Annotated in this window: 12 protein-coding genes; 6 read left to right on the top strand and 6 right to left on the bottom strand. The window is 36.0% G+C overall.

All coding sequences use genetic code 11. From position 1 onward, the window contains the following. Positions 1-27 precede the first annotated feature (27 nt). The 6 genes from gyrA to dnaA all read right to left on the bottom strand — a co-directional run bounded on the left by gyrA (position 28) and on the right by dnaA (position 8,632). Positions 28-2,577, bottom strand: coding sequence for a DNA gyrase subunit A (gyrA, locus tag GT641_RS06715; protein ID WP_161117127.1), 2,550 nt, complete (start codon positions 2,575-2,577; stop codon positions 28-30). 17 nt (positions 2,578-2,594) lie between these two features. After that, the gene (gene gyrB, locus GT641_RS06710; RefSeq protein WP_161117126.1) at positions 2,595-4,511 is read right to left on the bottom strand and encodes a DNA topoisomerase (ATP-hydrolyzing) subunit B; all 1,917 of its coding nucleotides are present in this window, start codon (positions 4,509-4,511) and stop codon (positions 2,595-2,597) included. Between the two features lie 35 nt (positions 4,512-4,546). After that, positions 4,547-5,629: a DNA replication/repair protein RecF gene (gene recF / locus GT641_RS06705; RefSeq protein WP_008401670.1), complete on the bottom strand. Its 1,083-nt coding sequence runs from the start codon at positions 5,627-5,629 to the stop codon at positions 4,547-4,549. Positions 5,630-5,655: 26 nt separating this feature from the next. After that, a complete protein-coding gene (locus GT641_RS06700) occupies positions 5,656-5,865 on the bottom strand; it encodes an RNA-binding S4 domain-containing protein (protein WP_008401671.1) in 210 nt (69 codons plus the stop codon). 23 nt (positions 5,866-5,888) lie between these two features. Beyond that, on the bottom strand, positions 5,889-6,995 hold the full coding sequence (dnaN, locus tag GT641_RS06695; protein WP_044945529.1) for a DNA polymerase III subunit beta: 1,107 nt from the start codon (positions 6,993-6,995) through the stop codon (positions 5,889-5,891). A 272-nt stretch (positions 6,996-7,267) separates the two neighbouring features. Then, positions 7,268-8,632: a chromosomal replication initiator protein DnaA gene (gene dnaA / locus GT641_RS06690; protein WP_008401673.1), complete on the bottom strand. Its 1,365-nt coding sequence runs from the start codon at positions 8,630-8,632 to the stop codon at positions 7,268-7,270. Between the two features lie 690 nt (positions 8,633-9,322). Between dnaA and rpmH the strand changes: the two genes are divergently transcribed. The 6 genes from rpmH (at position 9,323) to mnmE (ending at position 13,805) form a co-directional block, all read left to right on the top strand. Then, positions 9,323-9,457, top strand: coding sequence for a 50S ribosomal protein L34 (gene rpmH, locus GT641_RS06685; protein ID WP_004852723.1), 135 nt, complete (start codon positions 9,323-9,325; stop codon positions 9,455-9,457). Positions 9,458-9,520: 63 nt separating this feature from the next. Continuing rightward, positions 9,521-9,874 carry a ribonuclease P protein component gene (rnpA, locus tag GT641_RS06680; RefSeq protein ID WP_008401675.1) on the top strand — a complete coding sequence of 118 codons (354 nt, stop codon included), beginning with the start codon at positions 9,521-9,523 and terminating at the stop codon, positions 9,872-9,874. 2 nt (positions 9,875-9,876) lie between these two features. Next, positions 9,877-10,089, top strand: coding sequence for a membrane protein insertion efficiency factor YidD (yidD, locus tag GT641_RS06675; RefSeq protein ID WP_084770674.1), 213 nt, complete (start codon positions 9,877-9,879; stop codon positions 10,087-10,089). Positions 10,090-10,100: 11 nt separating this feature from the next. Further along, positions 10,101-11,498 (top strand): YidC/Oxa1 family membrane protein insertase, encoded by a 1,398-nt coding sequence (locus tag GT641_RS06670; RefSeq protein ID WP_161117125.1) that lies wholly within the window; start codon positions 10,101-10,103, stop codon positions 11,496-11,498. Beyond that, positions 11,498-12,142: an RNA-binding cell elongation regulator Jag/EloR gene (gene jag, locus GT641_RS06665; RefSeq protein WP_118482950.1), complete on the top strand. Its 645-nt coding sequence runs from the start codon at positions 11,498-11,500 to the stop codon at positions 12,140-12,142. The genes GT641_RS06670 and jag overlap by 1 nt, the downstream gene beginning before the upstream one ends. A gap of 283 nt (positions 12,143-12,425) precedes the next feature. Further along, entirely contained in the window at positions 12,426-13,805 is a 1,380-nt protein-coding gene (gene mnmE / locus GT641_RS06660) for a tRNA uridine-5-carboxymethylaminomethyl(34) synthesis GTPase MnmE (protein WP_161117124.1), read from the top strand. Positions 13,806-13,812 lie beyond the last annotated feature (7 nt).

Here is a 13,812-nt window from a genome sequence, read left to right as displayed (position 1 = left end):
GATTTTATTCAGCCGGTATTTTTTATATTATTCTTCTGTTGAAGTTTCTTCCCATGACTGTTCTTCTGATACTTCTGTATCTTCCGTTTCTTCCGGACCTTCTCCCTCCGGACTCTCATCGTCGAATTCTTCTTTTTGTACTTCTGTCATGGATGCTACCTTGACATTATTATCATAATTCAAATTGATAACCTTTACACCGGAGGTTACACGTCCAAGTGTAGATATTCCTTCACAGCTTGTACGGATAATTATTCCTTCTGTTGTAATGATCATAATATCATTCTCATCGGTAACTATCTTTGCTCCTACAAGATCACCTGTCTTGTCTGTAATCTTATAACATTTAACACCTTTACCACCACGGTTCTGTACGTTAAATTCTGAAATCAATGTCCGCTTACCCATACCATTTTCGGTAACAAGCAAAATCTTTTCTCCCTGTGAACTCATCTGCATGGAGATTACAATATCATCTTTTCCAAGATGAATACCCTTTACACCCATGGAAGTTCTTCCTGTCTGTCTGACATCCTTTTCATTGAAACGAATTGTCATACCTTTCTTTGTGATCAGGAATATATCATCTTCTCCATTTGTTGCTTTCACTTCGATCAGTTCATCATTATCACGCAGAACAATAGCTGTAAGTCCTGTCTTTCTGACATTCTGATATTCTGATATATCTGTTTTCTTAACCATACCGTTTCTGGTTGCCATAAACAGATATTTACCATCTTCGTAGCTCTTTAACGGAATAACTGCTGTAATCTTCTCGCCTGCCTGAAGTTGAAGAAGATTAACGATTGCAACACCTCTGGCTGTTCTTCCTGCTTCCGGTATCTCATATCCCTTCAGACGATATACACGACCGGTATTTGTAAAGAACATCAGATAATTATGTGTCGTTGTTACGATCATACTCTCTATATAATCTTCATCAATCGTCTGCATACCTCGAATACCTTTTCCACCTCTGTTCTGTGCTTTAAAGATATCTTCCGGCATACGCTTGATATAACCAAGCTTTGTCATGGTTATAACGATATTTTCTCTCTCTATCAGTTCCTCGTCTGTTACTTCATCAACATCTCTGCCGAGAGCTGTTCTTCTCTCATCACCATATTTCTGAGAAATAACAAGAAGTTCATCTTTGATAACTCCGAGTAATTTTTTCTCATCTGCAAGGATTGCTTTCAAATAACTGATCTTATCCATCAGTTCTTTATATTCTGCCTCTAACTTCTCGCGTTCCAGACCTGTCAGAGCACGAAGTCTCATATCTACGATTGCCTGTGCCTGAATCTCTGTCAGTCCGAATCTTTCGATCAATGAATTCTTCGCATCCTGTACACTCTTAGAACTACGGATAATGTTGATAACTTCATCGATATTATCGAGTGCGATCAACAATCCCTTTAAAATATGTGCCCGTTCCTCTGCCTTATTCAGGTCATACTTTGTACGTCTGGTTACTACATCCTCCTGATGCTTCAGATAATATCCAAGCATCTGGCTAATATTTAAGATCTTTGGAACACCATCTACAAGTGCCAGCATATTAACACCAAATGTATCCTGAAGCTGTGTATGCTTATATAACTGATTCAAAAGTACATTTGCATTTGTATCTTTCTTTAATTCGATGACAACACGGATACCTTCTCTGGAGGATTCATCTCTTACATCCGTGATTCCTTCTACACGCTTGGTCTTTACCAGCTCTACGATTTTCTGGATCAGTAAAGCTTTATTTACCATGTATGGAAGCTCCGTTACTACAATCTTATGCTTGCCATTTGGCATTGCTTCGATATCTGTAACGGCACGAACCTTGATCTTACCACGGCCGGTTCTGTATGCTTCTTCGATTCCACGATGTCCGAGAATCTCTGCTCCCATAGGAAAATCAGGTCCTTTTATGATCTGCATGATCTCGTCAATGGAGGTTTCTCTGTCTTCTTCTATACGATTATCAATAATTTTTACGGTTGCACCGATTACTTCCTTCAAATTATGTGGTGGAATATTGGTAGCCATACCAACTGCGATACCCGTTGTTCCATTTACTAATAGATTAGGAAAACGTGATGGAAGTACCGTAGGCTCTTTTTCCGTTTCATCAAAGTTTGGTACAAAATCTACTGTATCCTTATTGATATCAGCTAACATTTCCATACTTATCTTTGATAATCTTGCCTCTGTGTATCGCATCGCAGCAGCGCCATCACCATCTTCTGAACCGAAGTTACCATGACCATCTACCAATGGATATCTTGTATTCCAGTCCTGAGCCAGTTTTACGAGAGCATCATAGATGGAACTATCTCCATGTGGATGATATTTACCCATGGTATCACCGACGATACGGGCACATTTACGATGTGGCTTATCCGGACCGTTGTTCAATTCTATCATTGAGTGAAGAATTCTTCTCTGAACAGGCTTCAAGCCATCTCTTACATCAGGAAGTGCTCGTGCTGCAATAACACTCATGGCATAATCTATATAAGACCGCTCCATGGTTTTTTTGAGTCCGACTTCACTTATTTTGTCAAAAATCTTATCATCATCCATGTTCTTCTCCCTTTCGTTTAAATGTCAAGATTCTTAACGAACTTGGCATTTGTCTCTATGAACTGTCTTCTAGGTTCTACTTTATCTCCCATCAGTACATTAAAGGTCATATCAATCTCTGATTCATCATCATCATCAATCGCAACTTTTAATAAAATTCTCTTTTCCGGATCCATGGTTGTCTCCCATAACTGTTCTGCATCCATTTCTCCAAGACCTTTATATCTCTGGATCTTGTTTGACTGATCTCTTCCAACTTCATTCAGAATACTGTTCAGTTCATCATCACTGTAGGCATACCAGATTTTCTTGTTCTTTTCCAGTTTATAAAGTGGTGGCTGTGCCAGATATACATGTCCTTTTCGTATCAGATCCGGCATAAACCGATAGAAGAATGTCAGAAGCAGGGTTGCGATATGAGCACCATCTACATCGGCATCCGTCATAATGATGATCTTATTATATCTGAGCTTATCAATATCAAAATTTTCATGAATACCTGTACCGAATGCTGTGATCATTGCTTTAATCTCGGCATTCTCAAGGATTCTGTCAATTCTTGCTTTTTCTACATTTAATATTTTACCACGAAGTGGAAGTATCGCCTGTGTTGCACGGGATCTAGCTTTCTTTGCAGAACCACCGGCGGAATCTCCCTCTACGATATATATCTCACAATTCTTCGGATCTTTATCGGAACAATCTGCAAGTTTTCCGGGAAGTGCCATATTATCTGCAAGATTTGCCTTTCTTGCTACATCTCTGGCTCTTCTTGCTGCAATTCTTGCACGTTGTGCCATCACAGATTTATTTATAATTATTTTTGCTATATTCGGATTTTGCTCTAAGAAGTAGGTAAGCTGTTCACTTACGATATTTTCCACAACAGGTCTTACTTCTGAATTACCAAGCTTCTGCTTTGTCTGACCTTCAAACTGAGGTTCACCGATCTTTACAGATACTATCGCAGACATACCTTCTCGCAGATCTTCACCGGACAGATTATCCTCTTTTTCTTTTAACAAATTATTCTTTCTGGCATAATCATTGAATATTTTAGTAATAGCTGATTTGAAACCTGTTAAATGTGTACCACCCTCCGGTGTATTAATATTGTTTACATAACTGTGTATCATTTCATTGTAAGAATCGTTATGCTGCATTGCTACTTCTACATACACACCGTCCTTAAGTCCTTCACAGTAGATTACCTTATCATAGAGTGCTTCTCTGTGTCTGTTCATATATTCAACAAACTCTTTGATACCGCCCTCATAATGGAAATGACGTTCCTTTGGCGGATCTACACGAAGATCTGTCAATGTTATTTTTAAACCTTTTGTGAGAAATGCAGTCTCACGAAGTCGTGTTCTTAAAGTATCATAATCATAGATCCAGTCATCAAAGATCGTCTTATCCGGAAGAAATGTTACCTTTGTTCCGGATTTATCTTCCGGTGCATTCGCAATGATCTGTAATGTACTGTCAACATTACCGCGCTTATAGGTCTGCTTATATACATGACCATCTCTTGTAACTTCAACCTCTAACCATTCGGAAAGAGCATTTACAACAGAAGCACCTACACCATGAAGACCACCGGATACTTTATATCCTCCACCGCCGAACTTACCACCGGCATGAAGAACGGTAAATACTACTTCCAATGCAGACTTTCCGGTCTTCTCCTGAATACCTACAGGGATACCACGTCCATTATCAACAACCGTTATGGAATTATCAGGGTTAATAAAAACTTCTATGTGATTACAATAACCAGCCAGAGCTTCATCTACGGAATTATCGACAATCTCATAAACAAGATGATGCAATCCTCTTGTAGACGTACTTCCTATGTACATTCCCGGTCTTTTTCTGACAGCCTCAAGTCCTTCCAGAACCTGTATCTGTTCAGCATCATAATTATTTGACATTTTTTTCCTCCTTAATATTCCACAACACACGAAACTTATATTTTTTTTACAGTTCCGTTTATAACATGATACACATTATTGATCACTACTTGTTCTTTTATAAAATCATCATAACCCGTACAGGTTATAATTGTCTGAATATCTTTGATCTCCTCTAACAAAGCTTCTCTTCTGCTGCTGTCAAGCTCTGACATAACATCGTCCAAAAGCAATATCGGATTATCATTTATAATATTCTTTACCAGCTTTATCTCCGCTATTTTAAGGGAAAGAGCAACTGTTCTTTGCTGTCCCTGCGATCCGAATCTTCTCGCATCGATTCCATTTATCATAAACATGATATCATCTCTGTGAGGTCCTGTCTGGGTACTCATATAATTCAGATCAACATGAACCTTGTCTGCCAGTACCTTTTCAAATTCATCTTCACTTACATTCTTATCATAGATAATTTCCAGCTTTTCTTTTCCGGAAGTAAGCTTCGAATGAATCTCTCCTATCAGATTATTTAACATCATTATAAAATTTTGTCTTTCTTTTATAACTTTTTTTCCATAATCTACTAACTGGATATTCCATACATCTAAGGTATCCATCAGACTCTTATTATAGACAATCTGCTTTAAAAGATTATTTCTCTGATTCAATATTTTCGAATAAGATGAAAGGTTCTGATAATATAATCTGCTCAACTGACATAATTCCAGATCCAGAAACCTTCTTCTTTCGGAAGGACCGTTTTTTATGATAGATAAATCCTCCGGTGAAAAAAATATCACATTTAGTAAACCAAAGAGTTCTGTTGTACGTCTGATGGGAAGTCCGTCTATAGCAACTCCTTTATTCTTATTTTTACGCAAATGCATATCTATCCTATGACTTATATCACTTTTTTTAATGCAAAGACGTATATGTGACTCTTCTTCGCCTATTTTTATTATTTCCCGATCCTTACTTCCGCGGTGAGACTTGGTTGTGGCTGCCATATAGATAGATTCCAATATATTTGTCTTTCCCTGTGCATTATCACCATATAAGATATTTGTATTCTTATCGAATGTGATGAATAATTCATCATAATTTCTATAGTTGTTAATATTCAGTGATTCTACATACATACTATCTACCAGCCACACATATAGAATTATTTCTGGATACTTATCTTATCTCCATCAAATTCTACTTCGTCTCCATCATACAGTTTTTTTCCTCTTCTGGTCTCTATCTCACCGTTTACGATGACAAGACCCTGAGATATAACCTCTTTTGCTTCTACTCCTGACTCTACAAAACCGGCTGCCTTTAATGCCTGACCCAGTTTTATAAATTCATCTCTCAGCTTGATTATTTCCATTTTTTCTTATCTCCAATCCCGGATTATCTGCTTCCGATACCCATTGGAAGAATCAGATAAATATAACTCTCTTCTTCATCCTTTATTACGCAAGGTGATTTTGTATTATTCATATATATTGTAATATCATCATCTTCAATTGCACGGATCGCATCCATTAAAAACTTTGGATTAAATCCGATGATAATATTGTTTCCCTCTTTATGAATCTCAATCTCTTCATTCATGGAACCTATCAGAGAATCAATCTTCAAATATAACATATTATCCTCGATCGTAAGTTTGATAGGCTTCTTATCTGATTCTTTGATCAGAAGAGAAGAACGATCCAGACAGTCAAGAAACTCTCTCTTGTTGATTGTAAACTTAATCTGATAATCTACATTTAGCATATTATCGATTCTGAAGAATTCACCTTCTACCAGACGGGATACAACCTTTGTCCGATCAAATTCAAATAATATATTGTTATCTGCAAAGTAGATATTTACATCATCATCTACTCCACCACTTACAATCTTACTTATATAACTGAGTGCCTTCCCTGGAACAATAACCTTTACATCTTCACTTTCATTCTTAAGTTCAACGTTACGAATAGCAATTCTATGACCATCAATTGCTACTACACGAAGACGATTATTTGAAACTTCAAATAACTCACCTGTCATAACATTATTGTATTCACTGTCTGAAATAGAAAAAATTGTCTGGTTAATGATTTCTCTCAATGTAAACTGCGAAATAGTTATAAATTTAGATTTCTCTACAACAGGAAGACTGGAAAAATCCTCTCCTGACTTTCCGGCAATTGTAAATAATGATTTCTCACATTTTATAGTTGTCTTAAAATCTTCATTTGTCTCCATATGTATCTCGCTGTCAGGTAACTTACGAACAATATCGGATAAAAGTTTTGCTTCGATAGCAACCTTTCCTTCCTCAATAACAGTTCCTTCAACATATGATTCAATACCAATCTCCATGTCATTTGCTGTAAGTTTGATATTTCCATTTTCAGCTTCTATAAAGATACATGAAAGAATTGGATGTGTGGTTTTTGTAGATACAGCTTTTGATACATTACTTATTCCCTGCATCAATTTTCCCTTCATACACGAAATCTTCATTTTGTTTATAACTCCTTTCCCGGTTTGATTCCATATATATATTTAATAATTAAAGTAGTAATAATAGTAGTAGTAGGTGTGGATTTGTTGAAACTCTTAAAACCCATTATAAAATATAATAAAACTAATTATGTGACTATGTTAATGAGGCTCTTTTTAAATGTTAATTTAATGGAGGTTTTTAACATTTAAAAATCGTCTGAATTGAATGAATTGTCAGATACTAACATTTCATAATACTATTACATACATTCATCCACATTTAATTAACATCAGCTGTGAGGACTTAGCTTTTTCATGATCACATCAATGGTTTCAGCATATTCAGGATCATTTGCTATTCTTTCCTCTACTCTCTTTATGTTGCTTAATACAGTGGAATGATCTTTTCCTCCAAATACATCACCGATTGTTTTGAGTCCTTTAGTTGTAAACTTACGGCAGAGATACATGGATATTTGCCTTGCATTTGCAACATCCTGACTACGTTTGGAAGATTTGATATCATCTACACTTATATTTAAATGTTCGGAAACCGTATTAATGATAAGATCAGGTGTAATAGCTACATTGGTTTCCTTGGATATCATATCTTTTAATATGTTCTTTGCAAGATCTTCAGTTATTGTGACATTTCCAAGTTCGGCATATACACTGATCTTGTTCAATGCACCTTCCAGTTCTCTTACATTATAGGTAACATTATTAGCAATATATTCGAGAATGTTATCACTGATATTTTTATAACCGTTCATCTCTACTTTGTTTTTAAGAATCGCCATTCTTGTCTCGTAATCAGGAGCATGAATATCGATCGGTACACCCCATTCAAATCTGGAACGAAAACGCTCTTCCAGAGTCTTGATCTCTTTTGGTGGTTTATCCGAAGACAGGATGATCTGCTTACCTTCATCATGAAGTGCATTGAAGGTATCAAAGAATTCCTGCTGTGTACTCTCTTTACCAATCAGGTACTGAATATCATCGATAAGTAATACATCGACGGTTCTGTATTTTTCCCGAAATTCATCTGTCTTATTTTTCTTGATTGCTTCTACGATCTCATTTGTGAATTTGTTAGATGGAACGTAGAGAACTTTCATATTCTTATTATGTTGTAATATATAATGTGCAATCGACTGCATCAGATGTGTCTTTCCAAGACCTGCCCCACCATATAAGAATAGTGGATTGAATTTATCTAGTCCCGGTGAATCTGCGACAGCCAGACATGTTGCATGGGCGAGTTTGTTACTCTCACCTACTACAAATGTTTCAAATGTATATTTTGGGTAAAGATTGCTTTTTGTAATTGCCTCGTTGTATTCCTCAGATGTGACGATTTCTTTTGAATCGTTTTTGAGGTTACTTTCAAGATCAATGACAACTTCGATAGAATCATCCTGAAGAACTTCTCTTATAGAAGTAACCAGAAACATATCGTACATTTTCTTGTTGATAAATTCTATGCCCCTTGCTCCCATCTGCTCGTCAATCGTGAAATACAATTTTTTTCCTTCGACAGAATATAACTTCAAAGGTTTTATCCATGTATTAATAACGATATGGGATAATCCATGTTCAGTCTCAAGAAGGGAGAGAATCTCGTCCCATTTTGATAATATCAATTCTTTCATTTTTATGAAAATCCTTTCAGTCCATTCGTTGTATCTATGGAGTTATAGGCATAGAACCACGTATTTATATCTTATAATAAAATGACCATTTTTTCAAGTTTTATTACCCTCAGACAGACATATGATAAAAATTTTCTATATAATAGGAAGAAACTCATTTTGCATTATGGATGGAAATCGTTTTGTAACAGGTTGAAAATAAGTTACATAATAATTATGAAAAAGTATTGTTATGTTAAGTAATAAAAATGTTACCTAATAAATTGTGAACATCAAAAAATAAGATAAAATATGGATTTATGTAAGAATGAAAACAACAAATCCAGATGTTATCCACATGTTATTAACAATTTGTGGATAACATTATGTAAATTGATTATGGTAAAGTACATATCAATGGATAAATGTGAAAAGAAAGAAAAACCACAAGATTTTGTATTTGAAAATTATATGTACACCAATTTTTGAAAAATAAAAAATCACATTTTTCTAACTAAGTATTTTATAGTGTAAAAACCCTTGATTTTAAAGGAAATATTCAAAAAAAACTTGACTGTATGTGGTTATTTATTTATAATATGCAAGGACTTTGTAGGTATCTACATGTGTTCGTCCGAGTCTGTTATAAACAGAGGAAACGAATGGATGTGGATAAATCATGGTCATAATAATTAAAGGAGGTGTATAGATATGAAGATGACTTTCCAGCCTAAGAAGAGACAGAGATCAAAAGTACATGGTTTCAGAAAGAGAATGAGTACTGCTAATGGCAGAAAGGTACTGGCCGCTAGACGAGCTAAGGGTAGAAAGAAATTATCAGCATAGGTCACAAGGTTGTGGCCTTTTTTAGTTTTTCTAATTTTCAATCAATGATTTGGTGGTTATGTTATGAGTAATTTTATTACGTTAAAAAACAGCAGAGAGTTTGGCAGTGTTTATAACACAAAGGATTCGGTGGCCAATAAATATTTAGTTATGTATCTGAGAGCCAACAGCTTGGAATACAATAGACTTGGAATCTCTGTTAGTAAAAAAGTTGGTAACAGTGTGGTGAGACACAAGGTAACCAGATTGATTAGAGAAGCTTATCGATTAAACAAAGACTGTATCCGCAGTGGTTATGACATTGTGTTCGTTGCCAGAACAACAGCGAAGGACAAAGGGTATCATGAGATAGAAAGTGCTATGATGCATCTGTTCAGGCTGAAGAAACTGACGCTAGTCAGAGATGGTGAAAATTAAAAATGAAAAGAATGTTAATTGGTTTAATCAGATTTTATCAAAGGTATTTGTCCATGTTAAAAGGACATCCTACCTGCAAGTATTTTCCAACCTGTTCACAATATGCGATCGAAGCTTTGGAAAAGTATGGAGTGATAAAAGGTGGCCTCCTGGCTGTATGGAGAATACTTAGATGTAATCCTTTTTCTAAAGGAGGATATGATCCCGTTCCATAAAGGAGGACAAGATGTTTCTAACAGTAGAAGACGGTCTGATCTTAGGACCGATATGTTGGTTATTCGGTAAGATATTCGATCTTATGTATAAATTGATCGAGCTTATCAGTAACAGCATGGGAATAGGATATGTTAATCTTAGTATCTGCGTTATCTTATTTACGTTTTTTATAAGAGCTTGTTTGTTTCCGTTGAATTTCAAACAGCAGAAATCTTCTAAGATTATGAGTTTTATCCAGCCGGAGATTAATAAGGCAACAAAGAAGTATAACAATAAAACAGATCAGGAATCCCTGATGAAGAAGCAGCAGGAGACACAGAAGATCCAGAAGAAGTATGGTGTAAGCCTTACATCCGGATGTCTGCCAACTCTGATCCAGCTTCCTGTATTCTATGGTTTGTACCGTGTTATCCAGAATATTCCTGCTTATGTAGAAGATATGAAGGGTAAGTATGATGCGATTGTAACAAGTATGCAGAGTGTAGCTATCGATAAGATAGATGCTTCCAAGTTACAGGCAATCGGACTTGATTCCGGTGCAAAATATTATGATATTATCAATGCGGTTGCAACAGATAAGGAAGGTCAGGTTTCTACAGCAGTTACTGCTTCAAAGCAGATGATGACGGCTGCATCAAATGGAGATCTTACAAATAATAAGGTAATTGATGTACTGGATAAGATATCCACATATGACTGGTCACAGTTACAGGATATTTTTGGATTTACAAGTGGAAAAGAAGCAGATTATATTCAGAACTTTGAGAATATGAACAGATTTTTATTTAATATGAATATTGCAGATGCTCCCGGATTGAAGCTTTCAGCAGCACTGATCGTTCCAATCCTGTCAGCAGTATTGCAGTTTGTATCTTCAAAAATCAGCATGAGTGCTTCCAATACAAATTCAAATGATCCTACGGCTGCACAGGCAAACAGCATGATGAATATGATGACTTACGGTATGCCGCTTATCTCATTATTTATCTGTATTAATCTGCCAATCGCTATTGGTCTTTACTGGATCATAGGTTCTGTTATTACAATTATTACACAGCTTATTATCAACAATTATTATAAGAAGTGTGATAAAGAAGCAGTTCTTGAGAAATGTAGAGTAAAAGCAGCTAAGAAGCAGGCAAAGAAAGAAGCAAAGCATCCTGGTAAGAAGTCATTCTATGAAAGAATGATGGACGCTCAGAATGGTAATGTAAGTTCAGATAGCACCCAGTCTGAAAGTATTAACAGAATGGCATCTTCAAGACTGAAAAGTTATACGAATCCGACAGTTGATGAAGTGAAACAGTCAGAAAACAACGTTCATTACAAATCTGGAAGTATTGGTTCCAAAGCAAATATCATGCTTCAGTATCAGAATAAGAGTAATGATAAGGGAGGAAAAAAATAATGGAGTTTGTAGAATTTAAAGGTAAAACTTTAGATGAGGCACTTATGCAGGCAAGTGTTGAGCTTGGATGTGCCAGTACAGACCTGGAATATAATGTAGTCAGTGAGGGAAGCACAGGTTTTCTTGGACTGATCGGTTCAAAGCCATTTGTCATCAGTGCCAGAAAGAAGAAAACATTTGTGGATGATGTAAGAGAATATCTTGAAACATTATTCAAGGCTATGGATATTCAGGCTGACATTAAGATTGAGTTTAATGAGACAGACAATCTTCTTGATATCGATGTAGAAGGACCTGAGATGGGTATTCTGATCGGTAAGAGAGGTCAGACATTAGATGCACTCCAGTATCTGATCAGTCTCGCAGTAAACAAGAAGAGTGACTCTTATATCAGAGTAAAGCTTGATACAGAGAATTACAGAGCAAGAAGAAAAGAAACTCTTGAAAATCTTGCAAAGAACATTGCATTCAAGGTAAAGAGAACAAAGCGTTCATTTGCACTTGAACCAATGAATCCTTATGAGAGAAGAATTATCCACGCTACTTTACAGAATGATAAGTATGTATCCACAAGAAGCGAGGGTGAAGAGCCATATCGTAAGGTTATCGTATATTTAAAAAAATACGACAGAAATAACAAATAATAAAGTATTTTGCTAACAGATACTTGTATAAAAACAGAAAAACATATGTAAATATGAATTTCTGAAAAAATATGATTTCCGGAAAACGAAGAATCAGGGTAACGGCTCTGGTGAATCGGCTTCCGGAAATTTTTTTTAGGGATAGAAAAAAAGTATGTATAGGTGTATTATCTAAAAGTATGTTAGTATAAATAAAATAACATGATAAGATAAAATACATGATATCTGTCATGACAGTAAACGATATGTAGAATATTGATCAGATAGAAACAGGAGAAATCATATGCTTGTAAATGATACGATCGCCGCGATCGCAACCGGTATGGGAAATGCCGGAGTTGGTATTATAAGGATCAGTGGTAAGAATGCAGTTGAAGTCGCTTCAAAGGTGTTCAGACCGGCAAATAAAGAAAAAAAAATAGAAAGCATGAAAAGCTACACGGCAGCATTTGGACAGGTATATGATGGCGATAAAGAGCTGGATGAAGGTATTCTGCTTCTGATGCGTGCTCCGCATACTTATACATGTGAGGATGTGTGTGAACTGCAGTGTCATGGAGGAATGGTTGTATTAAGAAATGTACTTGCTGCAGTAATTAAAAATGGTGCAAGACTTGCAGAACCGGGAGAATTTACCAAAAGGGCATTCTTAAATGGAAGGATCGATCTGTCACAGGCAGAATCAGTTATGGATCTGATCAGTGCGAAGAATGACTTTGCGGTGAAATCTTCTCTTATGCAGCTGCGTGGTGATCTGAAGAATCAGATCGTAGATATGAGAGAACAGATTTTATATAATGTAGCGTTTATAGAATCGGCACTTGATGATCCGGAACATTACAGTCTGGATGGTTATCCACAAAAACTACAAACAATTGTGGATAAATTGGGTGATGATGTGGATAAATTACTGCGAACTTTTGATAACGGAAGAATATTAAAAGAGGGAATCAAGACTGTTATCGTTGGTAAGCCTAATGCCGGAAAATCCTCACTTCTCAACATGTTTTTGGGAGAAAACAGAGCAATCGTTACGGATATTGCAGGAACGACAAGAGATACATTAGAAGAAGTTGTCAACATAAATGGTATTATACTGAACATTGTGGATACAGCAGGTATTCGCGATACAGAAGATATTGTGGAAAAGATGGGTGTGGATAAAGCACTGAAATTTGCATCACAGGCAGATCTGATCTTATATGTGATCGATGGATCTGTACCGTTAGATGACAACGATAAGCAGATAATATCAGAGATTAAGGGCAAGAATGTCATTGCCGTTATGAATAAAAACGACTTACAAACAGTTGTGGATAAAATGTGGATAACATGCGAGCTTGGTTGTGATATCGTAGAATTATCTGCTTCTACAGGAGATGGAAAAGAAAAGTTATATGATCTGTTAAATGACAAATTCTTTTCCGGAGAATTGGATTATAATGACCAGTTGTACATTACAAATGCGAGACATAAAGAAGAACTGATGAAGACCGAAGAAAGTCTTTTAAAGGTAAGAGAAAGCATTGATATGGGTATGGAGGAGGATTTCTTCTCAATTGACCTGATGGATGCTTATGAACATCTGGGGCTTATTATAGGAGAAACGAACAGAGATGATCTTGCAGATAAGATATTTGAAGAATTCTGCATGGGTAAATAGGAGGATG

The organism is Clostridium sp. BIOML-A1 (genome assembly GCF_009874105.1).
Classification (GTDB): Bacteria; Bacillota; Clostridia; order Lachnospirales; family Lachnospiraceae; genus Coprococcus.
The sequence above is the reverse complement of the archived record's forward strand: the minus strand, read 5'-3'. Positions and strand labels throughout refer to the sequence as shown.

What these genes read in the sequence shown, in the direction of transcription:
- gyrA (WP_161117127.1), bottom strand. Translation starts at nt 2,577, where the DNA reads ATGGATGATGATAAGATTTTTGACAAAATAAGTGAAGTCGGACTCAAA.
- gyrB (WP_161117126.1), bottom strand. Translation starts at nt 4,511, where the DNA reads ATGTCAAATAATTATGATGCTGAACAGATACAGGTTCTGGAAGGACTT.
- recF (WP_008401670.1), bottom strand. Translation starts at nt 5,629, where the DNA reads ATGTATGTAGAATCACTGAATATTAACAACTATAGAAATTATGATGAA.
- GT641_RS06700 (WP_008401671.1), bottom strand. Translation starts at nt 5,865, where the DNA reads ATGGAAATAATCAAGCTGAGAGATGAATTTATAAAACTGGGTCAGGCA.
- dnaN (WP_044945529.1), bottom strand. Translation starts at nt 6,995, where the DNA reads ATGAAGATTTCGTGTATGAAGGGAAAATTGATGCAGGGAATAAGTAAT.
- dnaA (WP_008401673.1), bottom strand. Translation starts at nt 8,632, where the DNA reads ATGAAAGAATTGATATTATCAAAATGGGACGAGATTCTCTCCCTTCTT.
- rpmH (WP_004852723.1), top strand. Translation starts at nt 9,323, where the DNA reads ATGAAGATGACTTTCCAGCCTAAGAAGAGACAGAGATCAAAAGTACAT.
- rnpA (WP_008401675.1), top strand. Translation starts at nt 9,521, where the DNA reads ATGAGTAATTTTATTACGTTAAAAAACAGCAGAGAGTTTGGCAGTGTT.
- yidD (WP_084770674.1), top strand. Translation starts at nt 9,877, where the DNA reads ATGAAAAGAATGTTAATTGGTTTAATCAGATTTTATCAAAGGTATTTG.
- GT641_RS06670 (WP_161117125.1), top strand. Translation starts at nt 10,101, where the DNA reads ATGTTTCTAACAGTAGAAGACGGTCTGATCTTAGGACCGATATGTTGG.
- jag (WP_118482950.1), top strand. Translation starts at nt 11,498, where the DNA reads ATGGAGTTTGTAGAATTTAAAGGTAAAACTTTAGATGAGGCACTTATG.
- mnmE (WP_161117124.1), top strand. Translation starts at nt 12,426, where the DNA reads ATGCTTGTAAATGATACGATCGCCGCGATCGCAACCGGTATGGGAAAT.